This window comes from Streptomyces sp. SDT5-1, assembly GCF_052245995.1.
Lineage (GTDB): Bacteria > Actinomycetota > Actinomycetes > Streptomycetales > Streptomycetaceae > Streptomyces.
This window is the reverse complement of sequence record NZ_CM125963.1, coordinates 7,958,833-7,980,688: the sequence shown is the minus strand read 5'-3', so window position 1 is coordinate 7,980,688 and position 21,856 is coordinate 7,958,833. Positions and strand designations below refer to the sequence as shown.

19 protein-coding genes and 2 pseudogenes are annotated in these 21,856 nt (G+C 71.4%); 9 read left to right on the top strand and 12 right to left on the bottom strand.

The features are described 5' to 3' along the window. Positions 1-165: 165 nt before the first annotated feature. Positions 166-1,524: an NADP-specific glutamate dehydrogenase gene (gene gdhA / locus ACTWJ8_RS36770; RefSeq protein ID WP_443261808.1), complete on the bottom strand. Its 1,359-nt coding sequence runs from the start codon at positions 1,522-1,524 to the stop codon at positions 166-168. Between the two features lie 280 nt (positions 1,525-1,804). Between gdhA and ACTWJ8_RS36765 the strand changes: the two genes are divergently transcribed. Further along, positions 1,805-2,251 carry a hypothetical protein gene (locus tag ACTWJ8_RS36765; protein ID WP_356372821.1) on the top strand — a complete coding sequence of 149 codons (447 nt, stop codon included), beginning with the start codon at positions 1,805-1,807 and terminating at the stop codon, positions 2,249-2,251. A 268-nt stretch (positions 2,252-2,519) separates the two neighbouring features. On the opposite strand, the gene ACTWJ8_RS36760 is transcribed toward ACTWJ8_RS36765, so the two are convergent. The 3 genes from ACTWJ8_RS36760 to ACTWJ8_RS36750 all read right to left on the bottom strand — a co-directional run bounded on the left by ACTWJ8_RS36760 (position 2,520) and on the right by ACTWJ8_RS36750 (position 4,816). After that, positions 2,520-3,677: an RNA polymerase sigma factor gene (locus ACTWJ8_RS36760; protein ID WP_356373838.1), complete on the bottom strand. Its 1,158-nt coding sequence runs from the start codon at positions 3,675-3,677 to the stop codon at positions 2,520-2,522. An 8-nt stretch (positions 3,678-3,685) separates the two neighbouring features. Beyond that, positions 3,686-4,093, bottom strand: coding sequence for a YciI family protein (locus ACTWJ8_RS36755; RefSeq protein ID WP_356372822.1), 408 nt, complete (start codon positions 4,091-4,093; stop codon positions 3,686-3,688). Between the two features lie 144 nt (positions 4,094-4,237). Beyond that, complete coding sequence (locus tag ACTWJ8_RS36750) at positions 4,238-4,816, bottom strand: TetR/AcrR family transcriptional regulator (protein ID WP_356372823.1); 579 nt, start codon at positions 4,814-4,816, stop codon at positions 4,238-4,240. A gap of 96 nt (positions 4,817-4,912) precedes the next feature. Between ACTWJ8_RS36750 and ACTWJ8_RS36745 the strand changes: the two genes are divergently transcribed. Then, positions 4,913-5,359 carry an anthrone oxygenase family protein gene (locus ACTWJ8_RS36745; protein WP_443261807.1) on the top strand — a complete coding sequence of 149 codons (447 nt, stop codon included), beginning with the start codon at positions 4,913-4,915 and terminating at the stop codon, positions 5,357-5,359. Positions 5,360-5,405: 46 nt separating this feature from the next. Here ACTWJ8_RS36745 and ACTWJ8_RS36740 read toward each other — a convergent pair whose 3' ends face one another. After that, complete coding sequence (locus tag ACTWJ8_RS36740) at positions 5,406-6,293, bottom strand: MBL fold metallo-hydrolase (protein WP_443261806.1); 888 nt, start codon at positions 6,291-6,293, stop codon at positions 5,406-5,408. Positions 6,294-6,347: 54 nt separating this feature from the next. Further along, positions 6,348-7,109, bottom strand: coding sequence for a sulfite exporter TauE/SafE family protein (locus ACTWJ8_RS36735; protein ID WP_443261805.1), 762 nt, complete (start codon positions 7,107-7,109; stop codon positions 6,348-6,350). An 83-nt stretch (positions 7,110-7,192) separates the two neighbouring features. Here ACTWJ8_RS36735 and ACTWJ8_RS36730 point away from each other — a divergent pair, with 83 nt between their 5' ends. The 3 genes from ACTWJ8_RS36730 to thpR all read left to right on the top strand — a co-directional run bounded on the left by ACTWJ8_RS36730 (position 7,193) and on the right by thpR (position 11,422). Next, on the top strand, positions 7,193-8,086 hold the full coding sequence (locus ACTWJ8_RS36730; RefSeq protein WP_443261804.1) for a LysR family transcriptional regulator: 894 nt from the start codon (positions 7,193-7,195) through the stop codon (positions 8,084-8,086). Between the two features lie 89 nt (positions 8,087-8,175). Further along, positions 8,176-10,785, top strand: a complete 2,610-nt coding sequence (rph, locus tag ACTWJ8_RS36725) for a rifamycin-inactivating phosphotransferase (protein ID WP_443261803.1) — start codon at positions 8,176-8,178, stop codon at positions 10,783-10,785. Positions 10,786-10,831: 46 nt separating this feature from the next. Then, positions 10,832-11,422, top strand: coding sequence for an RNA 2',3'-cyclic phosphodiesterase (gene thpR, locus ACTWJ8_RS36720; protein WP_443261801.1), 591 nt, complete (start codon positions 10,832-10,834; stop codon positions 11,420-11,422). Between the two features lie 2 nt (positions 11,423-11,424). Here thpR and ACTWJ8_RS36715 read toward each other — a convergent pair whose 3' ends face one another. From ACTWJ8_RS36715 to ACTWJ8_RS36705, 3 genes are all read right to left on the bottom strand, one after another. After that, positions 11,425-11,649, bottom strand: coding sequence for a hypothetical protein (locus tag ACTWJ8_RS36715; RefSeq protein WP_443261800.1), 225 nt, complete (start codon positions 11,647-11,649; stop codon positions 11,425-11,427). 34 nt (positions 11,650-11,683) lie between these two features. Next, positions 11,684-12,553 (bottom strand): IS5 family transposase, encoded by an 870-nt coding sequence (locus ACTWJ8_RS36710; RefSeq protein ID WP_443261798.1) that lies wholly within the window; start codon positions 12,551-12,553, stop codon positions 11,684-11,686. Positions 12,554-12,809: 256 nt separating this feature from the next. Next, positions 12,810-13,679 carry an IS5 family transposase gene (locus ACTWJ8_RS36705; RefSeq protein WP_443261798.1) on the bottom strand — a complete coding sequence of 290 codons (870 nt, stop codon included), beginning with the start codon at positions 13,677-13,679 and terminating at the stop codon, positions 12,810-12,812. Positions 13,680-13,955: 276 nt separating this feature from the next. On the opposite strand from ACTWJ8_RS36705, the pseudogene ACTWJ8_RS36700 reads away from it, so the two are divergent. After that, positions 13,956-14,147: pseudogene (locus ACTWJ8_RS36700) on the top strand (transposase); the annotation flags it as partial. Between the two features lie 63 nt (positions 14,148-14,210). Next, positions 14,211-14,417, top strand: a pseudogene (locus ACTWJ8_RS36695) (transposase); the annotation flags it as partial. An 8-nt stretch (positions 14,418-14,425) separates the two neighbouring features. Here ACTWJ8_RS36695 and ACTWJ8_RS36690 read toward each other — a convergent pair. Beyond that, positions 14,426-16,510 carry an ATP-binding protein gene (locus tag ACTWJ8_RS36690; protein ID WP_443261796.1) on the bottom strand — a complete coding sequence of 695 codons (2,085 nt, stop codon included), beginning with the start codon at positions 16,508-16,510 and terminating at the stop codon, positions 14,426-14,428. Positions 16,511-17,055: 545 nt separating this feature from the next. Here ACTWJ8_RS36690 and ACTWJ8_RS36685 point away from each other — a divergent pair. Further along, positions 17,056-19,011 carry an ATP-binding protein gene (locus ACTWJ8_RS36685; protein WP_443261795.1) on the top strand — a complete coding sequence of 652 codons (1,956 nt, stop codon included), beginning with the start codon at positions 17,056-17,058 and terminating at the stop codon, positions 19,009-19,011. After that, entirely contained in the window at positions 19,011-19,157 is a 147-nt protein-coding gene (locus ACTWJ8_RS36680; RefSeq protein WP_443261793.1) for a hypothetical protein, read from the top strand. The genes ACTWJ8_RS36685 and ACTWJ8_RS36680 overlap by 1 nt, the downstream gene beginning before the upstream one ends. A gap of 5 nt (positions 19,158-19,162) precedes the next feature. On the opposite strand, the gene ACTWJ8_RS36675 is transcribed toward ACTWJ8_RS36680, so the two are convergent. Beyond that, positions 19,163-19,582 (bottom strand): hypothetical protein, encoded by a 420-nt coding sequence (locus tag ACTWJ8_RS36675; RefSeq protein ID WP_443261792.1) that lies wholly within the window; start codon positions 19,580-19,582, stop codon positions 19,163-19,165. A 26-nt stretch (positions 19,583-19,608) separates the two neighbouring features. Beyond that, positions 19,609-21,819, bottom strand: a complete 2,211-nt coding sequence (locus ACTWJ8_RS36670) for a discoidin domain-containing protein (protein ID WP_443261791.1) — start codon at positions 21,817-21,819, stop codon at positions 19,609-19,611. Between the last annotated feature and the right edge of the window lie 37 nt (positions 21,820-21,856).

The following is a 21,856-nucleotide window of genomic DNA, read 5'->3' as shown; positions in this document are numbered from 1 at the left end:
CCAGGGACAAGCGTCGCGGATCACATATGTCATACGTAAGGACCGAAAGTCCCTAAAGGGACTTTACCGGCATCAGCGTATGAATCGGAAGGGGTGCAAAGCGGTGGGGAGGGACGGCACGCGCCGCCCCTCCCCACCGCTCCAGGTGACCTCAGCCGTGAACGATCAGATGACGCCCTGCGCCAGCATCGCGTCGGCGACCCGCTCGAAGCCCGCGATGTTCGCGCCCGTCACGTAGTCGCCGGGGGCGCCGTAGCGCTCGGCGGTCTCGTGGCAGGTGGCGTGGATGTCCTTCATGATGTGCGCCAGCTCGTCCTCGACCCGCTGGGCGGTCCACGACGTACGGGCGTGGTTCTGCGCCATCTCCAGGGCGCTGACCGCGACGCCGCCCGCGTTCGCCGCCTTGCCGGGACCGAAGGCGACGCCTGCCTTCTGGAACAGGTGCACGGCCTCGGGGGTCGTCGGCATGTTGGCGCCCTCGGAGACCGCCTTCACGCCGTTGCTGATCAGCGCGGCGGCGGCGTTCTCGTCCAGCTCGTTCTGCGTGGCCGACGGCAGCGCGACATCGCCGGCGACGTCCCAGACACTGCCGCCCGCGACGAACCGGGCGGAGGAGCCGCGCCGTGCGGCGTACTCGTCGACGCGACCGCGCTCGACCTCCTTGATCTGCTTGAGCAGGTCGAGGTCGATGCCCTTCTCGTCGACGACGTATCCGGACGAGTCGGAGCAGGTCACCGGGTTGGCACCGAGAGCCTGGAGCTTCTCGATGCTGTAGATCGCGACGTTGCCCGAGCCGGACACGACGGCGGTCTGGCCCTCCAGGTCCTCGCCACGCTCGCGCAGCATCGCCTCGGCGAACAGCACGTTGCCGTACCCGGTCGCCTCCGGCCGGATCAGCGAGCCGCCCCAGCCCCGGCCCTTGCCGGTGAGGACGCCGGCCTCCCAGCGGTTGGTGATGCGCCGGTACTGGCCGAAGAGGTAGCCGATCTCGCGGCCGCCCACGCCGATGTCGCCCGCGGGCACGTCCGTGTGCTCACCGATGTGCCGGTACAGCTCGGTCATGAACGACTGGCAGAACCGCATGACCTCGGCGTCGCTGCGCCCGTGCGGGTCGAAGTCGCTGCCGCCCTTGCCGCCGCCGATGCCGAGCCCGGTCAGCGCGTTCTTGAAGATCTGCTCGAAGCCGAGGAACTTGATGACGCCGAGGTTGACCGACGAGTGGAAGCGCAGGCCGCCCTTGTACGGGCCGAGCGCGCTGTTGAACTCCACGCGGAAGCCGCGGTTGACGTGGACCCGGCCGTGGTCGTCCTGCCACGGCACCCGGAACATGACCTGCCGCTCGGGCTCGCACAGCCGCTCGACCAGTCCGGCCTCGGCGTACTCGGGACGGGCCTGGAGCACCGGGGCGAGGGTCTCGAGGACCTCGTGCACGGCCTGGTGGAACTCGGGCTGCGCCGGATTGCGGTGTTCGATCTCGGCAAGGAGGGTGCCGAGGATGTCCTGCGTATTGGATCGCGTCGTCACTGAAAGCCTTTCGGGCTCGGCAGTCGCCATCTCCCTGCGGGTGCGGCTCGCTCGGGTCCGGTCGTTCGATGAGCGCGCGGCGCCATTGCCGTGCGGGGGACAGGGGTAAGTGTTACGCGCATGTAAACCCCTTGACCAGGGGCATCCGGATGACGGACGTTCCTCAACCGGCACAAATGACGCGTGGATTCCGATTCCGGCCGGCGATCCACGGGCTTCCGGGCGCGCGGGGCGGTGGGGGAGAATGAGCCCCGGCCGACCCCCGGAAGGAAGCGTGCGCGTGATCAATTGGGTGCCCCTGCGGACGGGGCCGGGTCCGCGTCCCGTCCCCCAGCCCGTGGCCACGCCGCTGGTGTGGGTGGTGACCGGTGGCACCGCGCTGCTGCTCGTGGCGCTCGTGAACACGCTGCTCGGCCCCGGCCGTCCCTGGCTCGCCCTCTCCGCGTTGTCCGTGCTCGCGGCGGGCCTCGGCTTCTGCGCCCGGTTCACGGCGGCCCCCGGCACGGCGGTGCTGTGCTGGCTGTTCCTCAACGGCTTCGCGATACCGCCCGCAGGCACCCTCAGCTGGATCAGCCACCGCGACACGGTCTGGCTGACGTGCCTGCTCACCGCCACACTGGCCGGCACCCTCTGGGCCCGTGTGACGCACGCGCGCGCCGCGTACCGCACGATCACTTCGGCCCCGGCGCCCCGCTCGACGCTGAACGACGGGCCGACCGCGCCCTGACCTTCGTATACGAAACCGGCGCGCACCCGCTGACACACGGACGACCGGCCCCGCTCGGTTCGAGGAAGCGGGGCCGGCCGGTGTGGGGGTGAGTCCGGCTGCGGGGTGTGCACTCCCCCGTACGCTCATCACGCGACAGGTGCCGCAGCCGGTCTCGGTAGGGGTAACGAGACACGTTCCGCCATGTTCTGCCGTATGGCGTCGCGTTGACGAACTGCACCGGACTCCCCGGCCGTCTTCACACGCTGGGCACGTCGGCCCGTGGGGTTCAGCCGTCGTCGGTGCGGTGTTCACGGGTGTTGAGGCGGGCCGCCTGGCGGGTCAGGTGGGCGCGTTCGGCCAGGTTGGGGGCGTGGTGGGCGGCCTCGGCGTAGAGGCGGGCCGCCGTGGCGAGGTCGCCCGCGCGTTCGTGGAGGTGGGCGGCGACGGCGGTGTGGCGGGGCAGCGAGTCGTCCAGTTCGGCGAGCGCGGCGAGCCCCGCGTGCGGGCCGTCGGCCTCTCCCACGGCGACCGCGCGGTTGAGGCGGACGACCGGGCTGTCTGTGAGGTGGGCCAGCTCGTCGTACCACTCGACGATCTGCACCCAGTCCGTCTCGGCGGCAGTCGGAGCGTCGGCGTGCAGCGCGGCGATGGCGGCCTGTGCCTGGTACTCCCCCAGCCTGTCGCGGGAGAGGGCGGTCTGCAGGATGCCGACGCCCTCGGCGATCAGCCGGGTGTCCCAGCGGCTCCGGTCCTGCTCGGCAAGCGGCACCAGGCTGCCGTCGGGCGCGGTCCTGGCGGAGCGCCGGGCGTGGTGGAGCAGCATGAGCGCGAGCAGCCCGGCCACCTCGGGGTGGTCGATGGCGGCGGCGAGCTGCCGGGTGAGGCGGACGGCCTCGGCGGCCAGGTCCACGTCCCCGGAGTAGCCCTCGTTGAAGACGAGGTAGAGGACGCGCAGCACGGTGCCGACGTCGCCGGGACGGTCGAGGCGCACGCCGGACACGGTGCGCTTGGCGCGGCTGATGCGCTGCGCCATGGTCGCCTCGGGCACCAGGTACGCGTCGGCGATCTGGCGGGTGGTGAGGCCGCCGACGGCGCGCAGGGTGAGGGCGACGGCGGAGGCCGGGGTCAGGGAGGGGTGGGCGCACAGGAAGTAGAGCTGGAGGGTGTCGTCGGCCGAGGGGGCGGGTCCGGGCGCGGGTTCCTCGTCGACGCGTTCCTCGCGCCGGCGGCGGGCGGCCTCGGAGCGGGTGGCGTCGAGGAACTTGCGCCAGGCGACGGTGACCAGCCACCCCTTGGCGTCGCGCGGCGGGTCGGCGGGCCAGGCGCGCAGGGCCTCGACGAGGGCGTCCTGCACGGCGTCCTCGGCCGCCGCGAAGTCTGCTCCGCGGCGGACGAGGACGGTGAGGACGCTCGGCGTGAGGCTCCTGAGCAGGACCTCGTCCATGGATGGTGTCACTCGGAGATGGTGGGCGGCTCGACCATGAACGGGCGCAGCTCCAGCCACTCGTGGATCGGCTTGCCGCCCGCGCCCGGAGCGGCGGACAGCTCGCCCGCGAGTTCGACGGCCCGCTCGTAGCTGTCGACGTCGATCACCATCCAGCCGGCGATGAGGTCCTTGGTCTCGGCGAACGGCCCGTCGGTGACCGGCGGCCGGCCCTCGCCGTCGTAGCGGACCCAGGTGCCCTCGGGGGCGAGGGCCTGGCCGTCGACGAACTCGCCGGTCTTCGTGAGGCGCTCGGCGAAGTCCCGCATGTACTGCATGTGGGCCGAGACCTCCTCGGGCGTCCACTGGTCCATGCACACGTCGTTCACCGGAGCAGGGGCGCCGCGGTAGTGCTTCAGCAGCAGGTACTTCGCCATGATCGTTCTCCTTGGTCCTCGTGCGACCCATTCTGGTCGCGTTCACCACGGGGACGGAGCCGATCCGCGGTTCTCGACATCGCCGGGGAACTTTTCTCGGGGGAATTTTCCGGAGGGAGCCCTTCGGCGGTTCCACGCCCCGTCTCACACCACCGCGAGCCGGTCCACCAGGAGGTCGAGGCGCTGCTCTGCATACTCCGGGGGCTGCCGGCCCGCGCGAGACAGGGTCGCGAGCCCGTGCAGGGAGGCCCAGAACACCTCGGTGAACAGGCCCGGATGAACCCCCTCGCCCGCGACCTCGCCCAGGCACTCCATCAGCGCGGCGAAGGCGTCCTTCAGCGGCTCCGGGGTGTCGTCCCGGGCGAAGGCGAGGCCGCCGTCGAGGCGGAACACGGCGTCGTAGACCGCCGGTTGGCGTTCGGCGAAGTCGAGATAGGCGCGGCCGAGTGCGGTGACCCGGGCGCGCGGCGTGTCCTCGGCCGCGGTCGCGGCCCGCAGCGCCACGGCCAGCTCGGCGGCGCCCTCCAGCGCGACGGCACCGATGATCTCGCGCTTGCCCCGGAAGTGGCTGTAGAGGACGGGCTGGCTGTACTCGATGCGCTCGGCGAGGCGGCGCGTGGTGACCGCGTCCCAGCCCTGCTGCTCGGCGAGTTCGCGGGCCGTCGCCACGATGAGGCGCTCGCGGCTCGCCCGCTCGCGCTCCTTGCGTTCCTGTACCGACATGCCCCGATGCTAGCACCGCTAGACAATCGAGCGGCAGCAGCGCTAGCGTTGCCACACGATCTAGCGCCGCTAGATTTTTCTCAGGAGGGGGTCATCATGCTCAACGCACTTGAGGTCTTCACCACCGTCGCCATCGGCGTCATGGTCGGCGTCGAGTTCTCCGTCGCCTTCGTCATGAACCCGATCTTCAGCGGTCTTCCCGACGACGCCAATCAGCAGGCCCGCTCCCACGGCGGACGGATGCTCGGGGCCGCGATGCCGTTCTGGTACATCGGATCGCTGGTCCTGCTCGGGATCTGGACCGGCTTCGCGTGGGGGGACGCGGGCACCGGTCTGCTCGTCGGCGCGGGCGCGCTGCTGCTCCTCAGCATCGTCATGTCGATCCTGCTGCTCGTCCCGATCAACAACCGGGGCAAGAACTGGACGGCGGAGAACCGGCCCGCCGACTGGAAGGAGCAGATGCACCGCTGGGACCGCTACCACTACGTCCGGGTGGCCGTGCTCGTCGTCGCGTTCGCCCTGCTCGCCGCGGCGCTGGTCTGAGCGGCCGGGGAGCACGGGGCGGCGGCCCTCCCGGCCCTCCGCGTCATCACGCGACGCGGAAGCGGCCCGTCGCCACCTCCTCGACCCGGCCCTGCCCGCGCAGCCGCTCCACGTGCCGTTGGGCTGTGCGCAGTTCGACGGGGCGGATGTGCGGGCCCTGTACGTGGGGCCGGTACACCAGGCGGTGGTCGGCGATCTCGTCCACGGTCCGCGGCTCGCTCAGGAAGGCGAGCAGCTCGGCGTCCCGCTTCTCCACCACGGCGGCGTAGGCGTCGAGCCGGCGTCCGAACTCGGCGGCGCCCTCGATCACACCCTTCTGGTGGGCGGTCCCGTACCAGCGCGCGTCGATCTCCGCGCAGCGCCGCATCGACGCCTCGAACTCGACGAGGCTGCTGCCCACGTCTCCGTAGTACGGGCCGAAGGAGGTCAGGTCGATGTCCGCGACGAACAGGAAGCCGTCCGGTTCGACCAGGAATCCGCAGTGCCCGGCGGTGTGTCCGGGCAGGTGCACGACGGTGACGGTCCTGCCGCCGAGGTCGAACACGGCCCCGTCGTCGAACCCCTGGGCGTCCGGGCGCCCTTCGACGTGGAACTCGTCCCGCATCATCCGGTCCACCTCGTCGTACGACTCCGGGGGCAGGCCGAGCGCGGAGATCAGGGCGGGCCGGGAGCGCAGCGCGTCGAGGTCGCCGTGGTGCACGTGCACCGGCACGTCGTAGCCGCCGAGTCCCGCGATGTGGTCCTCGTGGGCGTGGCTCACGAGGACGAGGTCGGCGGGCGGCGCGGCGCCCACGAGCGCCAGCGAGGGGTCGACGACCAGCGAGGCGTCCGTGCCGCGCACCAGCAGCGAATTGGCGCCCGGGTAGGCGCCGTTGCGCTCGTCGACGAACACGTCGACCGTGCCGTAGGTCGTGGTGGTGGGTCCGAGGTCCATGGGGTGTTTCTATCGAACGCCCGGTGTGTTGACCATGAGGCCTCTCGCTTGCGATCAGCCGCGCAGGAAGTACAGCACCGTCGTGGTCGTGGCCGTCGTCAGCAGTACGGCGCGCAGCACGCGGGCCGGGAGGCGGCGGGCCAGATGGGCCCCGGCGAAGCCGCCCGCCACGGCGCCGACGAGCATCGCCGTGAGCAGGAGCGGGGCCTTCAGGGCGTCCGAGGCGAGGAGGAAGAGGACCGTCGCGCTGAGGTACATGGCGGCGAGCTGCGTCACCCGCATCGGATTGCCCGCCGCGGCGTCGACGCCGAAGCCGATCCCCCACAGCGCCAGCATCAGGATGCCTACGGCCCCGCCGAAGTAACCGCCGTACACACCGAGGAGGAACTGGCCGACCAGGAGGGCCCGCGCGCTCATGCCGACCGGCCTGCCGAGCGCCCGGGTCAGCGCGCCGGAGACATGCCGGCCGAACGCGAGGACCAGCGTCGCGAACGCGAGCAGCCACGGCACCGCGGCCTCGAACGACGCGGCGGGAAGCACCAGGAGCAGGCCCGCGCCGACCGCTCCGCCCACCACGCTCGTCACCGTCAACGCCCGTGTGGAGGTGGGCCCTACGGGGTCGAGCTCGCGGCGGTACACCCACGCGCTGGTCACCGCGCCGGGCACGAGCGCGACGCGCGACACCGCGTTCGCGACCACCGGCGGCAGGCCGACGGCGACGAGCGCGGGCAGCGCCACGAAGGTTCCGCCACCGCCGACCGCGTTCAGGGCTCCGGCCGCGACACCGGCCAGCAGGACAAGCAAGGACTCCATCACCCGGAGAGGATCGCGCGCGGACGATCGGCTCCACAATGCGGAATCGACGTTCCCAGCCTAAGGCTGTGCCATAGGCTGAGCGGGTGCGCTACGACCTCGACGACCTGCGGCTCTTCCTCCACGTCGTCACGGAGGGCTCCATCACCGCGGGCGCCCGGCACATGCATCTGAGCCTGCCCTCCGCCAGCGCCCGGGTGCGCGCCCTGGAACACCATGCGGGAGTCACGCTCCTGGTGCGCGGGCGCCGGGGTGTACGACCGACTCCGGCGGGCTCGACCCTGGCCCGGCACGCCCGCGACGTACTCGACCGGACCGCGCGGCTCGACAGCGCCGTCGCCAGTTACACCCGCTCCCCCAACGCCCGACTGACGCTGCTGGGCGGCGGATCCGCGGTGCACCGGCTCGTGCCGCAGGCCCTCGTGTCGTTCTTGCGCGCCCACCCGGACACCGACGTCACGGTTTCCGAGAGCCGCACGCCGCGCACCATGCGCAGGCTCGCCGACGGCGAGGCGGACCTGGGCGTCGTCATCGCCGACGAGGCCCGCGCCAGTGGACTGCGCACGGAGCCGCTGGGCGACGACTCGCTCGTGGTCATCGGGCAGCCCGGGGGCGTCCTCGCCGGGCGCGACACCCTCACGTACAGCGAGGTCGCCGAGCATCCCCTCGTCGGCCTCGACGCCGGGTCCTCGCTGCGCCGCTGGATGGAGAAGCGGCTCGGCCCGCACGCCCCGGTGGTGCGCCACCGCACGACGGTCGCCGATCTGAACGCCCTGGTGTCCCTGGCCGCCGCCGGGGTCGGTCTCGCGGTCGTGCCGCGCCGCGCCCTCGACCCGCGCCACGCCCTGGACGTGTGCGCGCTGGAGGACCCGTGGGCCCATCGCCGCCATCTGCTGGCGTGGGGTGTCACGGACGGCGCGGTGGCACCGGCGGTCGAGGCGCTCGCGGAGCATGTGCGGCGGGCGGCGATGGAGGCGTAGGACGCGCGGTCCTGCACCACGCACCGGACCAGCAGTCATAATCCCTACTTCGTGTTTCATGAACCGTCGGCCGCCCGGGAGGCAGCGCAGTGAGCGAGCAGGACGTACTGGGTCTGCGGGACGTCGACGGGAGTCGGATCGCGCTGGTCGGCGGCAAGGGAGCGCACTTGGGTGCGCTGTCCGGCGTCGAGGGTGTCCGGGTGCCGGACGGGTTCTGCGTGACGACGCAGGCGTTCCGGCGGGTGGTGGCGCGGGCCCCGGGGTTCGGCGCGCTGCTCGACGAGCTGGCGGGCGCGGATCCGGACGACCGGGAGGCGATCGGCGCGCTGAGCGCGGAGGTCCGCCGGTTCGTCGAGGGGGTCGAGGTGCCGGACGACCTCGCGGCCGGTGTCCGTCGCGCGCTCGATGACCTCGGCGAGCTGCGGACGCCCTGCGCCGTCCGCTCCAGCGCGACCGCGGAGGACCTGCCGACGGCCTCCTTCGCCGGTCAGCAGGACACGTACCTCAATGTCGTCGGCCCCGAGGCCGTGCTGCGTCACATCACCCGGTGCTGGGCCTCGCTCTTCTCCGAACGGGCCGTCGCCTACCGGCAGCGCGCCGGCATCGACCACCGTGCGGTCGACATGGCCGTGGTCGTGCAGCGGATGGTCGCGCCGGACGCGGCGGGCGTGCTCTTCACGGCGGACCCGGTGACGGGCCACCGCGGAACCGCGACGGTCGACGCCGGGTTCGGGCTCGGCGAGGCCCTGGTGTCGGGGCTGGTCAACCCGGACGTGTACCGGGTGCGCGACGGCGCGATCGTCGAACGGACCGTCGCCGTCAAGGAACGCGCCCTGCGCGCGGTACCCGGTGGCGGCACCCGCGAGGTGGACGTCGAGCCGGGGCGGCGGGAACTGCCCGCGCTCACCGACGCGCAGGTGCTGCGCCTGGTGGAGCTCGGCCGGCGCATCGAGGCGCGCTTCGGGAGGCCGCAGGACATCGAATGGTGTCTCGCGGACGGAGACTTCCAGGTGGTGCAGAGCCGCCCGATCACGACGCTGTTCCCCGTACCCGAGCGCGACGACCGGGACAACCACGTGTATCTCTCGGTCGGTCACCAGCAGATGATGACCGACGCGATGAAACCGCTCGGCATCTCCGTGTGGCAGCTGACGGCCATGGCGCCGATGCACACCGCGGGCGGCCGCCTCTTCGTCGACGCCACCCCACGCCTTTCGACGCCCAGCGGTCGGGCGGCCCTGCTCGACGTCGTGGGCCGGGGCGACCCGTTGTTCAGGGACGCGCTCGAAACCGTCCTCGACCGGGGCGACTTCGTCCCGACCCACCCCGATACGGAGCCCGCGGGACCGCCATCCGGTGGCCCTCCCACGCCCCTTGAGACCGATCCGGCGATCGTCACGGAACTCGTCGAGCGCAGCCGTCGGTCCATCGAGACGCTGCGCGAAGAGATCCGGACGAAGACCGGACCGGCTCTCTTCGACTTCCTCCTCGACGCCTTCGAGGAGCACAAGCGGGCCCTTGGCGACCGGCAGAGCATGCGGGTCGTCATGGCCGGTATGGAGGCCACGTGGTGGCTCAACGACAAGCTGTACGAATGGCTGGGCGAGAAGAACGCCGCCGACACCCTCACCCTGTCCGCCCCCGGCAATGTCACCTCCGAGATGGGCCTCGCGCTCCTCGACGTGGCCGACGCGATCCGCCCGCATCCGGAGGTGGTGTCGTTCCTGCGCGACGCCGAGCACGTCACGGACGAGGACTTCCTCGACGAACTGGCGAAGCGGGCGGGCGGACCGGAGGCGCGCGCCGCCGTCGAGGGGTACCTGGAGCGGTACGGGATGCGGTGCGTCGGCGAGATCGACATCACGCGCCCGCGCTGGAGCGAACGCCCCACCACGCTCGCGCCGGTGATCCTCGACAACGTACGGAACTTCGAACCCGGCGCCGCGCGGCGGCGGTTCACGGAGGGCCTGGAGAAGGCGCGCGCGAAGGAGGCGGACGTGCTGGCCCGGCTGCGCGCCCTGCCCGACGGGGACGCGAAGGCCGAGGAGACACGGCGGACCGTCGAACGGGTCCGCACCTTCATCGGCTACCGCGAGTACCCCAAGTACGCCGTCATCAGCCGGTACTTCCTCTACAAGCAGGCGCTGACGGCGGAGGCCGAGCGGCTGGTGGCGGCCGGGGTGCTGGCCGACCGGGACGACATCCACTACCTGACGTTCCACGAACTGCGCGACGTCGTCCGCACGCGGCAGGTCGACGAGCGGCTGCTGCGGCGCCGCAAGGACGACTTCCGCACGCACCAGGCGCTCACGCCGCCGCGCGTGCTGACCTCCGACGGCGAGGCCCTCAACGGGTCGTACCGGCGCGCGGACGTGCCCGACGGCGCGCTGGTCGGGCTTCCGGTGTCCGCGGGGACCGTCGAGGGGCGGGCGCGCGTCGTCCTCGACATGGCGGACGCCGACCTGGAGGCGGGCGACATCCTCGTCACGGCCTACACGGACCCCAGTTGGTCGCCGCTGTTCGTCGCCGTCGCCGGTCTGGTCACCGAGGTGGGCGGCCTGATGACGCACGGCGCGGTGATCGCACGGGAGTACGGGCTTCCGGCGGTCGTGGGCGTCCACCGGGCCACGCGCCTGATCCGGGACGGGCAGCGGATCCGGGTGCACGGGGCCGACGGGTACGTGCAGATCCTGGAGTGAGCCCCTCCCCCTCCGACCTTCCATCCCCCGATCCACGAAAGCACCCGTGAACGAACGAACCGGAACCCTGCGCGCGTTCATCGCCCTCGCCCCGCCCGACGACGCGAAGGAGGAACTGGCCTGGGCCCTCGAACCGATCTACGCGGCGCATCCGCGGCTGCGGGAGAACCGCATCGAGGACTGGCACATCACGCTGGCGTTCCTGGGCGAGCAGACCGTGGAGTCCGTCCACGCGCTGCGTTCGCCGCTCGCGGCCCTCGCGGCGGTACTGCCCTCCCCCGAACTGGCGTTGCACGGCGGCGGGCACTTCGACGAACGGGTGCTGTGGAGCGGCGTCGAGGGCGAGCTGGCCGCTCTGCACGAGCTGGCGGAGGCGGTGCGCAAGCAGGTCAGGGCCTGCGGGGTCGACTTTCCCGAGCGGCGGCTGCGCCCGCATCTGACGCTGGCCCGCGCCCGGCGCCACGACACGGTGTCGGTGCCCGCGGCGGCGGACGCCCTCGACGGCTTCGCGGGCCGCCGGTGGCGTTCGCACCGCCTGCATCTGGTGGGCAGCACGCCGGGCAACGGGCCGGTGCCCAGGCGCTACGGGGACATCGCGGCGTGGGAGCTGACTGGCGCCGCACCCGGCTGTGGCTGAGGCTAGACCTGGTCGATGGCGAACAGTTCGAGGTGCCCGCACTTGGGACAGCGCAGCGCCTGGATACGCCGTCGGGGCCGGCCCATCCGCTTGGCTCCGCCGAAGAGGCCGCGCTCCAACGCGCCCTCGATCCAGCGCGCGTAGCCGCGGGAGTGCTCGCCCGCGTCCTCGATGAAGCCGTCTTCCAGTCCGCCGGTGCCGCAGTGGCCGCATCTCTTGTCCGTCACCCGACCAGCTTAGAGGTCGTTTCATCCTCTTGTTTCATCCCGGAATGCGGCTTTGATGTACTGGTGTCGGGTCGCGCCAGGAGATGGTGCTCTCGTTGGTGAGGCGGCGGGCCATCAGGTCGGTCATGGCGAGGTGGATCATGGCTTCGGAGCGGGCGGGCAGGGTTTCGTAGTCACGGGTCAGGCGGCGGTGCAGCATCAGCCAGCCGTAGGTCCGCTCGACCGCCCAGCGTTTCGGGATTGGGGTGAAACCTCTGGCCCCGGGCGGGCGTTGAACGATTTCGAGGTCGATGCCGAGGGTGGCGGCATGCTCGACAAAGTGCTTGCGGTAGCCGCCGTCGACCCACGCCTTGCGCAGACCGGGGTGGTCGGTGGCGGCCTGTTCGAGCAGGGTGCGGCCGGCGGCGGAATCCTGCACGCTGGCCGCGGTGACCAGCACGGCCAGGAGCAGTCCGAGGGTGTCGGTGATGATGCTGCGCTTGCGCCCGGCTATCTTCTTGCCGGCGTCGATGCCCTGGCTCGTGGCGGGCACCGAGGTGGAGGTCTTCACGCTCTGCGCGTCGACGATGCAGGCCGAAGGATGCCGGTCTTTGCCCTCCTGCTGACGCACCAACTCCCGCAGCAGCCCGTTCAGCTGCGCGAAGATGCCGTCCTTCTGCCAGTGGGCGAAGTAGCCGTAGACCGACTGCCAGGGCGGGAAGTCGTGCGGGAGATAGGCCCACTGGCAGCCGGTGCGGTCCACATACAGGATCGCGTTCATGATCTCGCGCAGATCGTGCCGGGGCGGTCGGCCGAAGTCCAGGGCCCGGCCGCGGCGCTCGAAGCGCCAGGCGGCCAGCACCGGATCGATCAACTCCCAGCGGGCATCGGACAGGTCACTCGGATACGCACGACGATCGGCCATGACGTCGGCGTACCGCCGTATCGGGGCGTGCGCCCAGGCGTGCAGCCGGCCCGGTGGAAGCACGGAACAGACCGGGGCGTCCTGGAATGAGACAGGCGCAGGATGCCTCCCGTCCCGGACGCCACATCACACGCCCCGACCCCCACATACGCCTTTCCAGCCCCACCAGCATCAGACCGCCGCTATGGCTAAAACACCAGATATCGGCGCCTCTAAGAGGAAAACGACCTCTTAGAGGTCGTTTCATCCTCTTGTTTCATCCCGGAATGCGGCTTTGATGTACTGGTGTCGGGTCGCGCCAGGAGATGGTGCTCTCGTTGGTGAGGCGGCGGGCCATCAGGTCGGTCATGGCGAGGTGGATCATGGCTTCGGAGCGGGCGGGCAGGGTTTCGTAGTCACGGGTCAGGCGGCGGTGCAGCATCAGCCAGCCGTAGGTCCGCTCGACCGCCCAGCGTTTCGGGATTGGGGTGAAACCTCTGGCCCCGGGCGGGCGTTGAACGATTTCGAGGTCGATGCCGAGGGTGGCGGCATGCTCGACAAAGTGCTTGCGGTAGCCGCCGTCGACCCACGCCTTGCGCAGACCGGGGTGGTCGGTGGCGGCCTGTTCGAGCAGGGTGCGGCCGGCGGCGGAATCCTGCACGCTGGCCGCGGTGACCAGCACGGCCAGGAGCAGTCCGAGGGTGTCGGTGATGATGCTGCGCTTGCGCCCGGCTATCTTCTTGCCGGCGTCGATGCCCTGGCTCGTGGCGGGCACCGAGGTGGAGGTCTTCACGCTCTGCGCGTCGACGATGCAGGCCGAAGGATGCCGGTCTTTGCCCTCCTGCTGACGCACCAACTCCCGCAGCAGCCCGTTCAGCTGCGCGAAGATGCCGTCCTTCTGCCAGTGGGCGAAGTAGCCGTAGACCGACTGCCAGGGCGGGAAGTCGTGCGGGAGATAGGCCCACTGGCAGCCGGTGCGGTCCACATACAGGATCGCGTTCATGATCTCGCGCAGATCGTGCCGGGGCGGTCGGCCGAAGTCCAGGGCCCGGCCGCGGCGCTCGAAGCGCCAGGCGGCCAGCACCGGATCGATCAACTCCCAGCGGGCATCGGACAGGTCACTCGGATACGCACGACGATCGGCCATGACGTCGGCGTACCGCCGTATCGGGGCGTGCGCCCAGGCGTGCAGCCGGCCCGGTGGAAGCACGGAACAGACCGGGGCGTCCTGGAATGAGACAGGCGCAGGATGCCTCCCGTCCCGGACGCCACATCACACGCCCCGACCCCCACATACGCCTTTCCAGCCCCACCAGCATCAGACCGCCGCTATGGCTAAAACACCAGATATCGGCGCCTCTAAGAGGAAAACGACCTCTTAGACGTCATTTCAGTTGGCCTGATCTTGCGGCAGTCTGGGGCGATGACTGCTGCGCTTGTCGAGCGGATGGCGCCGGAAGACTTGTGGGAGTTGTTCCAGCGAGCGGTGCCGCCGGCACCGGTTCGCCCACAGGGTGGAGGCCATCGCCGGCGCGGAGACCGCGAGGTGCTCGCCGCGATCATCTTCATGGCCACCTCGGGCTGCACCTGGAACCAACTGCCACCCGGCTTCGGGGTGTCGGCATCTCCGCCGTCAACCTCCACGACAGCCAGGCCCTCATCCCACTGGTCCATGGCATCCCGCGGCATTCGGCACCGCCTCGCCCGCAAGGGCATCGAGTCGTCCCAGCACCTGGGGCGACACCGCTGGGTCGTGGAGCGGACCGTGTCCTGGCTGTCTGGCTGCCGGCGCCTGCACCGCCGCTACGAGCGCAAGCCGGAACACTTCCTGGCCTTCACTGCCATCGCCGCAACCCTCATATGTCACCGCAGACTGACCAAGTGAATTGGTGTCTAACCAAGGGCGTATGTCATCCCTGCGTCCCACGTGGCCGCACGCCCTGTCTCGTAGGCAGTTTCGTAGAGGTGGTTACCGATGGCTGCACGGGCCTGCTTCTCGCTCAGTTCCCGAGCGGCGACCCATGCGGGCATCCCGAGCTGCGGCCGGCCCAGCGTGTCCCACAACTGCTGGGCCAGGCCGAGCAGGCGGGCGGCGCGCTCGCCGAGGCCCGCGGCGGCTGTGGCGGCGGCGAGCAGGTCCAGGCACATGGCCACGCCCAAGCGGTCGTTCAGCCGCTGCTTGACCTCCAGGATCGCTTGCCCGCGGTGGTGCGCTGCCGTGTGGTGTCCTCGGGCCAGATCAGCCCGGGCGAGCAGATACTCGGCATAGGCCCGCATCCATATCTCGCCGTACCGCTCGCAGTCGGCGCGCAGGTGCTCAAGGACGACGACGGCCTTCTCGATCTCGTTGTCGAGGGTGTGCGCGTGGCCGAGGAACAGGGCGGACGCCAGGACCGGGTGGGCCAGTCCATCCTCGCACCGGTGTGCTTCGAACAGGCCCCGCGCCAGCTCCTGGGCACGCTGGGTGTCGCCGCTGATCACTGCGGCGAAGGCGGCCATGGCCCGCGCCTCGGCCGCTGCCTCGGTGTCCCCCAGGTACGCGGCCACGTCGGCACTTTCCACGGCCCGGGCCTCGGCCGACCGCGTGTCCCCCAGGGTCGACAGGACCAGCGAGCAGACCCACAGCACACGGGCACGCGCCCGGCTCCGTTCGGTGTCCCGGGCCAGGGCCCGCTCCAGGTAGTGAAGCCCCTCCCTGGTGAATCCACAGCAGTGCCAGAAGAACCACAGTGCCCCGGACAGCTCCGTGGCGGCCCGCCCTGCCGGCCGGTCCAGACCGAACTCCAGGGCGGTACGCACGTTGTCGAGCTCTGTCGTCAGGCGACCGCTCCAGGCGTACTGGTCGGGTCCCAGCCAGGCACTGTCGCCGCGTTGGGCCAGCGCCAGATAGTGGTCCAGATGGCGGTGCCGCAGCAGGTCCGTCTCGCCCAGCGCGCGCAGCCAGTGGCCGCCGAACTCACGGATGGTGTCGAGCATGCCGTAGCGCTCGCCGCCGCCGGTGGGCTGCCAGTTCAGGATCGACTTGTCCCGCAGCGCGTTCAGCACGGCGGGGATCCGCGGGCCGGGGAGATGCGGGTCGGCGCAGACCTGCCGGGCGGTGTCGGTGTCGAAACCGCCGGCAAAGACCGAGAGCCTGGCCCACAGGAGACGTTCGGCGGGGGTGCACAGTTGGTGGCTCCAGCCGATCGCCGTGCGCAACGCCTGATGCCACGGCGGATCGGCGTCGGTGGCGATGCCGTCGGTGTTACCGAGGACGGCGAACCGGTCGTCGAGGCGGGCGTTCAGTTCCGCCACCGGCAGATCGCGCAGCCGGGCCGCGGCCAGCTCAATGGCCAGCGGCAGCCCGTCCAGGCGCCGGCACAGCCGCACCAGGTCCGCACGCTCGGCGTCGGTGACGGTGAAGCCGGGCCGTGCCTCGGTGGCGCGCAAGGTCAGCAGGGCCACCGCGTCCGACGCGGCGGCCCGTGCGTCGTCGGCGTCGGGTACGGGCAGTGGCTCGATGGCGAGTACCTGTTCGTTGGCCGCGTTCAGAACGCGGCGGCTGGTGACGAGGATCCGCAGCCCCGGCGCGGCGCTCAGCAGGACCTCGGTGAGGAGCGCGCAGTCGTCGGCCAGGTGCTCGCAGGTGTCGAGGACGAGCAGCAGTTCGCGCTCGGCCAGGTACTCCGCCAGGATGTCGGTCATCGGTCGTGTGGTCTGGTCGGCCAGCGGCAGCGTTTCGGCGATAACATGCGCGAGCAGCGCGCTCTGTTCGCGCAGCGGCGACAGCTCCACCAGCCATGCGCCGTCGCGGAACCGGGGCTGGAGCGCGGCGGCGGCCTCCAGCGCCACCCGGGTCTTGCCCACCCCGCCGACCCCGGTCAGCGTCACCAACCGCGCCGGCGCCTGCAACGAGGGGCCGAGGAACATCCGCTGGATCTCCGCCACTTCCGCCGTTCGGCCCACCGTCCCTGTGAGCGGGCCGGTGAGGTTTCCCACTCGCCGCCCTCCACGTGGCTCTTCCACAACGATGTCCCTCCTCGGCCCCGGTACCCCGCCCCACTACGGGTATCGAAAGTGGCAGCCTGTACCAGCGCGCCACTCCGCGTGCCCATTGACAGCACACTGGCTGTATGCGTCGCACGGCAGACCGTGCCGGATCACACGGGATCGCTTGGGGCTCGGGACTGCCCCTTCGGTGCGTGGTTCCGATGTCCAAGATCACGCCAACTGAAATGACGTCTTAAGAGGCGCGGGTACGTTCCCGGGGCGGGGCGACGTCTCCGGTGGTCGTACGGGCGGTCGTACGGCGGTCGTGCGGGTGGACGTACGGAAACCGCATCCACCCGGCCGTAACCGGTCGTTGGCGGTGCGGGACGGTTTACGGTGCGGCAGATGCGGTCGGTTCCGCGGCGGCGGTCACGTGGCGCAGGGCTCTGCTGCAGGCTTCGTACCGAGGACTCGCGGCAGGCGAGGGCCGGGCCGAGGGGGCGACGTTTGTGGCGGCGATGCGGCGGCGTCGGGAGCCGCGTGGACGGCACCTGGTGGGGAATCTGCCCCGGGCGCGCACGGGGACGGTGGGCCGGGAGGCCGAGGTCGCCGAGATCGAGCGGCTGCTCACGGGACCCGCGCTGCGGGCGCCCGCGCGGCTGGTGACGCTGACCGGTGTGGGCGGTGTGGGGAAGACGCGGGTCGCGCTCACCGCGGCGCTCGCGCTCCAGCCCCGGTTCCGCGACGGCGCGTGGCTGGTGGAGCTGTCGCCGCTGCGCGACCAGGGCGAGTTGCTGGCGCATGTCATCGCCGAGGCGCTGCCGCTGGCCGACCAGACGACCCGGCCGATGCTCGATGTGCTGGTGGAGTACCTCGCCGAGCGGGAACTGCTGCTCGTCCTCGACACCTGCGAGCACCTGGCCGACGACTGCGCGCTCCTCACCGAGGCGCTGCTGCGGGCGGCACCGGGGCTGCGGATCCTCGTCACGAGCCGCCGCGTCCTGAACGCGGTGGAGGAGCGCGTCCTGACGATCGATCCGCTGCCGGTGCCCGAGGCCGACGACCGGGGTTCGGACCCGGCGGGGACGGCGGACGCGCTGGCCCTGCTGACGCTGCGCGCGGCGGAGGCCGTGCCCGGGTTCGCGGCGACCGGCGCCGAACGGGCCGAGCTGGTGCGGCTGTGCCGGCGGCTCGACGGGCTGCCGCTGGCGATCGAACTGGCCGCGGCCCGGCTTCGCGAGCTGCCGGTACGGGAACTGACCTCACTCCTCGACGACCGCTTCGCCGTCCTCGGTGACACCGACGGCATCGCCACCGACGCCGACCCGCCGTGGCATCAGGCGTTGCGCACGGCGATCGGCTGGAGCCATCAACTGTGCACACCGGCCGAGCGGCTGCTGTGGGCGCGCCTTTCGGTGTTCGCGGGCGGTTTCGACACGGAGACGGCCGTGCGGGTCTGCGCCGACCGCCTGCTGCCGGGCGAGGAGGTGCCCGCCGTGCTGCACACGCTGAAGGAGAAGTCGATCCTCATCTGGCGGCCGTCCGGCACCGAGGACCGGTACCGGATGCTCGACACCATCCGCGAGTACGGGGCGCACTGGCTGCGCGGCATCGGCGAGACCGACACCCTGCGCCGCCGCCACCGCGACCACTACTTGGCGCTGGCGCACGAGGGCGACGCGGCGTGGATCGGGCCCGACCAGTTCGCCTGGTACGACCGGATGGCCGCCGAGCACGACAACCTGCGCGCCGCCCTGGAGCACACCCTCGCCGAGGCCGACGGCCACACGGCGCTGGAGATGACGGCGGCGCTCTGGTTCTTCTGGTACGGCTGCGGGTTCGTGAAGGAGGGCAGGCACTACCTGGACCGGGCACTGGCGACGGACACCGCGCCCTCCCCCGCCCGGGTCAAGGCCCTGTACGCGTCGGGCCCGGTCCTCGTCTACCTGGGCGATCTGCCCGCGCTCGAGGACCGCTCAGCGGAGTGCACGGCCCTCGCGGCCCGCTACGGCGAGACGGAGCGCGACTGGGCGGCGGCCACCGAGCTGCGGGTGGCGGCGCTGAGCGGCGACCTGGAGCGGACGGTGTCCCTGGCCGAGGAGCGGCTCGCCACGGACTGGCGCGAGGCGCCGCTCACCCTCGATCCGCTGGCGGCCATGGTCTTCCGCTCCCACTCCCTCGTCGCGGCGGGCCGCTTCGAGGCCATGACCTGCCTGGACGAACTGAGCGTCACCTGCCACCTGACGGGCGAGCGCAGCATGCGGGCCTGGGGCGACTTCGTGCGCGCCCACGCCGAACTCGCCCTGGGCCACTTCGAGGCCGCCGCCGAACACGCCCGCGCCGCGCTCCTCGTCAAGCACCGCCTGCGCGACGGCGTCGGCACCGGCATGGCCCTGGAGGCCCTCGCCCGCTCCGCCACGCACCGCCCCCACGAAGCGGCCTGGCTCCTCGGCCTCGCCGCCCAACTCTGGTCCACCCTCGGCCGCCCCAGGCCGGCATCCCGGCCATAGTGGCAGCCCACACCACCTGCGCCACCACCACCCGCCAATCCCTGGGCCCCACGACCTACACCCACGCCTTCAACGAGGGCCGGACGGTCGAACTGGGCACGGGCATCGCCCGAGCGCTCGCCGCCGCGACCACACGGCCCCGGTGAGACGCTCAGCCGCCGCTCGCCGGCCAGGACACAAGGCCGTCGAGGGCCGGCGGCCGGTACCCCGGTCCCTTGAGCACCTTGCCGTCCTCACGCCGCAGGACCTGCCCGTCCGCATCGACCTTGCTCATGTTCGACCGGTGGACCTCGGAGAAGACGGCCGGCAGGTCGATGCCCAGCGCGTCGGCGGCCCCGTACGTGACGTACAGGACGTCGGCGAGTTCCTTGGCCACCGCTCGGTACGCCGCGATCGGGTCGCCGCCCTCCCTTAGGGCCACCGCGAGATCGTCAAGGGCATCGGCTGCCTCGGCCGACTCCTCGGCGAGCAGGGTTCGCCGATGTTCCGCCAGTTCGGGGCGTCCCGCATCGGCGACACCGTCGAATGCCTCGCGGAACTCGGCGACTCGGCGCATTGGTTCGTGATCCATGCGTCGACCTTAAGCAACCGCGTGGCTCAGGGATGCACCAGCACATGGCTCAGGCCCACGCGGCCTGCGTTATTGAGTTGGATGCGGATGTAGCGGGCCTTCGTGTTGGTGTTCACGGTCGTGGGGCGGAGGGCCTTGGTGGGGATGTGGGTTGTGGTCGCGGGGGTGAAGTCGGGGGTCGTGGAGAGGTGGACGGTGAAGTCGGTTGTCGTCATCGAAGCGTCGTTCCATATTTCCAGTTGGGTGATGTGGCGGGGCGTGCCCAGGTCGAGTTGCCACCATGCGTGGGGTTCGGACTGGGTGCGGGTGTCCGTCGAGGTGTCGCCGTCGAGGGCGCGGGACGCCGTGGCGGTGCCGTCCGTGGAAGACTGGGTGGCGGTGCCGGTGCGGGCGAGGTCGGGGCGGAGCTGTTCGACGGCGCCGTGAGGGTCGGCGCCCGCGGACGCGGCCACCTTCAGGGCCTCCGCGGGCAGGCGGTCGAGCTTGGTGTGGTTGTCGGTCATGGTCGAGCCGGTGCCGCCGAGGGCGGGGGCGTCGGTGTCCGTCCAGTTGCCGGTGGCGTGGTTGTCGATGCCGTAGTCCGCCCAGTTGGAGACCCACTTGTAGCCGAGCCGGGTGAGGACGTTGCGGGTGACGGTGATGTGGCTGGACTGTTCGTCGAGGTAGATGCCGTTGCCGTCGCGTTCCGTGTTCCCGTACGCGCTGCGGTTGAGGTAGTTCCCGGAGATGACGGTGCCGGGCTGGGCGCCCTGCGTGTAGATGGCTCCGCCGTCGTGCTGGTCGAAGGCGACGCGCATGGCGTTGGTGATCCGGTTGTTCGTGATGCGGTTGTCGCGCAGGACGGAATCGCGGGCCTCGGGCTGGTTCCAGCCCCAGCCGACGGAGATCCCGGAGTACGGCAGGTCGTCGAGCGTGTTGTGGTCGATGGTGGTGCCGACCTCGTACCCGGCCCAGATGCCGACGGCGTCCGTGTACTCGACCCCGGTGTGCCGGACGGTGTTGTACGACACCGTGTTGCGGGCGCCGGTGAGTTCGGCGCTCGGCAGGGGTTCGGTGTCTCCGATGTAGGCGGCGCCGGAGGACAGGTCGGTGAAGCGTGAGCGGGTGAGCGTGGAATCCTGCGTGCCGTGCTCGAAGATGACGCCCGCGCCGCCGAGATGGGTGAAGGAGGCGGCGTCCACGGTGACGTTCCGGCCGCCCCGTACGGTGAGCGCCGCGGCGGGCTTGGTGTAGTACCGGCCCGCGTGGTCGACGGGCCCCGTGGCTCCGGTGAGTGTCAGCCCCGCTTGGGTGCCCGCGTACCCCTCGTCGGTGGACGCCTGCCGGTACGCGGCGTAGGTGAAGCCGATGCCGGTCAGGCGGACGTCGCGGGCGCCGTCGAGGGTCAGCAGCCCTTCGGTGGCGGGGGTGACCGCCTTGAAGGTGCGCGGATTCTCGCCCTTGCGCGGCAGGTACGTGACGGTGCGCGCGGCCGAGTCCCAGACGAACTCGCCCGGCTCGTCGAGCAGTTCGCGCGCGTTCTCGAAGTACGACACCTTCGCGTAGCGGCTGGAGTCGACGGTGGTGGTGTCCCAGGCGGGTCCTGTCCTGTCGGTGCCCGATGAGGCGTTGGTCCAGCAGGGTCGGGCGAACGTCATGAGGTCGCCGCTGACGGACGCGATCCGGCAGTGGTAGTTGCGCCAGCGCACCCGGATGACGGCTTCCGCGTCGGTGGGCCGTTTCCACCGGTCGATGCCGGTGCGCTCGGCGCCGGTCATGCCGGACTTGGTGGCGTCGCACACGGAGGCCGGGCAGGACTCGCCCCGTGCGCGGGTGGCACGGGCGCCGTCGATGAACAGCTGGCGCGGGGTGACACCTTCCGGTGCGCGCGCCGTCCAGGTGCCGTCGTCGTTGGCGGTCCAGCCGGTGAGCGCGCGGCCTCCGGAGAGGACCGGGTGGGCGCCGGGCGCGGCGGCCCAGGTGACACCGGAGTCCTCCGCTCCGAGGTGGAGCGGCCGGCTCAACGCGTAGGTGCCGTCGGCGAGTTCGACCCGTACGTCGCCGTCGAGGGCGCGCGCCGCGTCGCGCGCACCCTCCAGCGAGCACGGCTGCGCACGGTCGCACGCGGAGCCCGCGCCGTGCGGCGCCGCGTACAGGGTCTTCGTGGTGGCGGACTGGGCGGGCGCGGACAGCAAGGTGATCGAGAGGGCCACGGCGGACAGCACGGCCGTGGCGGTGGTACGGATGGCGGATCTCATACGGGTCCTTCCTCTCTGGCGGGCGTGCGCATCGGGT

What these genes read in the sequence shown, in the direction of transcription:
- ACTWJ8_RS36760 (WP_356373838.1), bottom strand. Translation starts at nt 3,677, where the DNA reads ATGGACGAGGTCCTGCTCAGGAGCCTCACGCCGAGCGTCCTCACCGTC.
- ACTWJ8_RS36755 (WP_356372822.1), bottom strand. Translation starts at nt 4,093, where the DNA reads ATGGCGAAGTACCTGCTGCTGAAGCACTACCGCGGCGCCCCTGCTCCG.
- ACTWJ8_RS36750 (WP_356372823.1), bottom strand. Translation starts at nt 4,816, where the DNA reads ATGTCGGTACAGGAACGCAAGGAGCGCGAGCGGGCGAGCCGCGAGCGC.
- ACTWJ8_RS36745 (WP_443261807.1), top strand. Translation starts at nt 4,913, where the DNA reads ATGCTCAACGCACTTGAGGTCTTCACCACCGTCGCCATCGGCGTCATG.
- ACTWJ8_RS36740 (WP_443261806.1), bottom strand. Translation starts at nt 6,293, where the DNA reads ATGGACCTCGGACCCACCACCACGACCTACGGCACGGTCGACGTGTTC.
- ACTWJ8_RS36710 (WP_443261798.1), bottom strand. Translation starts at nt 12,553, where the DNA reads ATGGCCGATCGTCGTGCGTATCCGAGTGACCTGTCCGATGCCCGCTGG.
- ACTWJ8_RS36705 (WP_443261798.1), bottom strand. Translation starts at nt 13,679, where the DNA reads ATGGCCGATCGTCGTGCGTATCCGAGTGACCTGTCCGATGCCCGCTGG.
- ACTWJ8_RS36675 (WP_443261792.1), bottom strand. Translation starts at nt 19,582, where the DNA reads ATGGATCACGAACCAATGCGCCGAGTCGCCGAGTTCCGCGAGGCATTC.
- ACTWJ8_RS36670 (WP_443261791.1), bottom strand. Translation starts at nt 21,819, where the DNA reads ATGAGATCCGCCATCCGTACCACCGCCACGGCCGTGCTGTCCGCCGTG.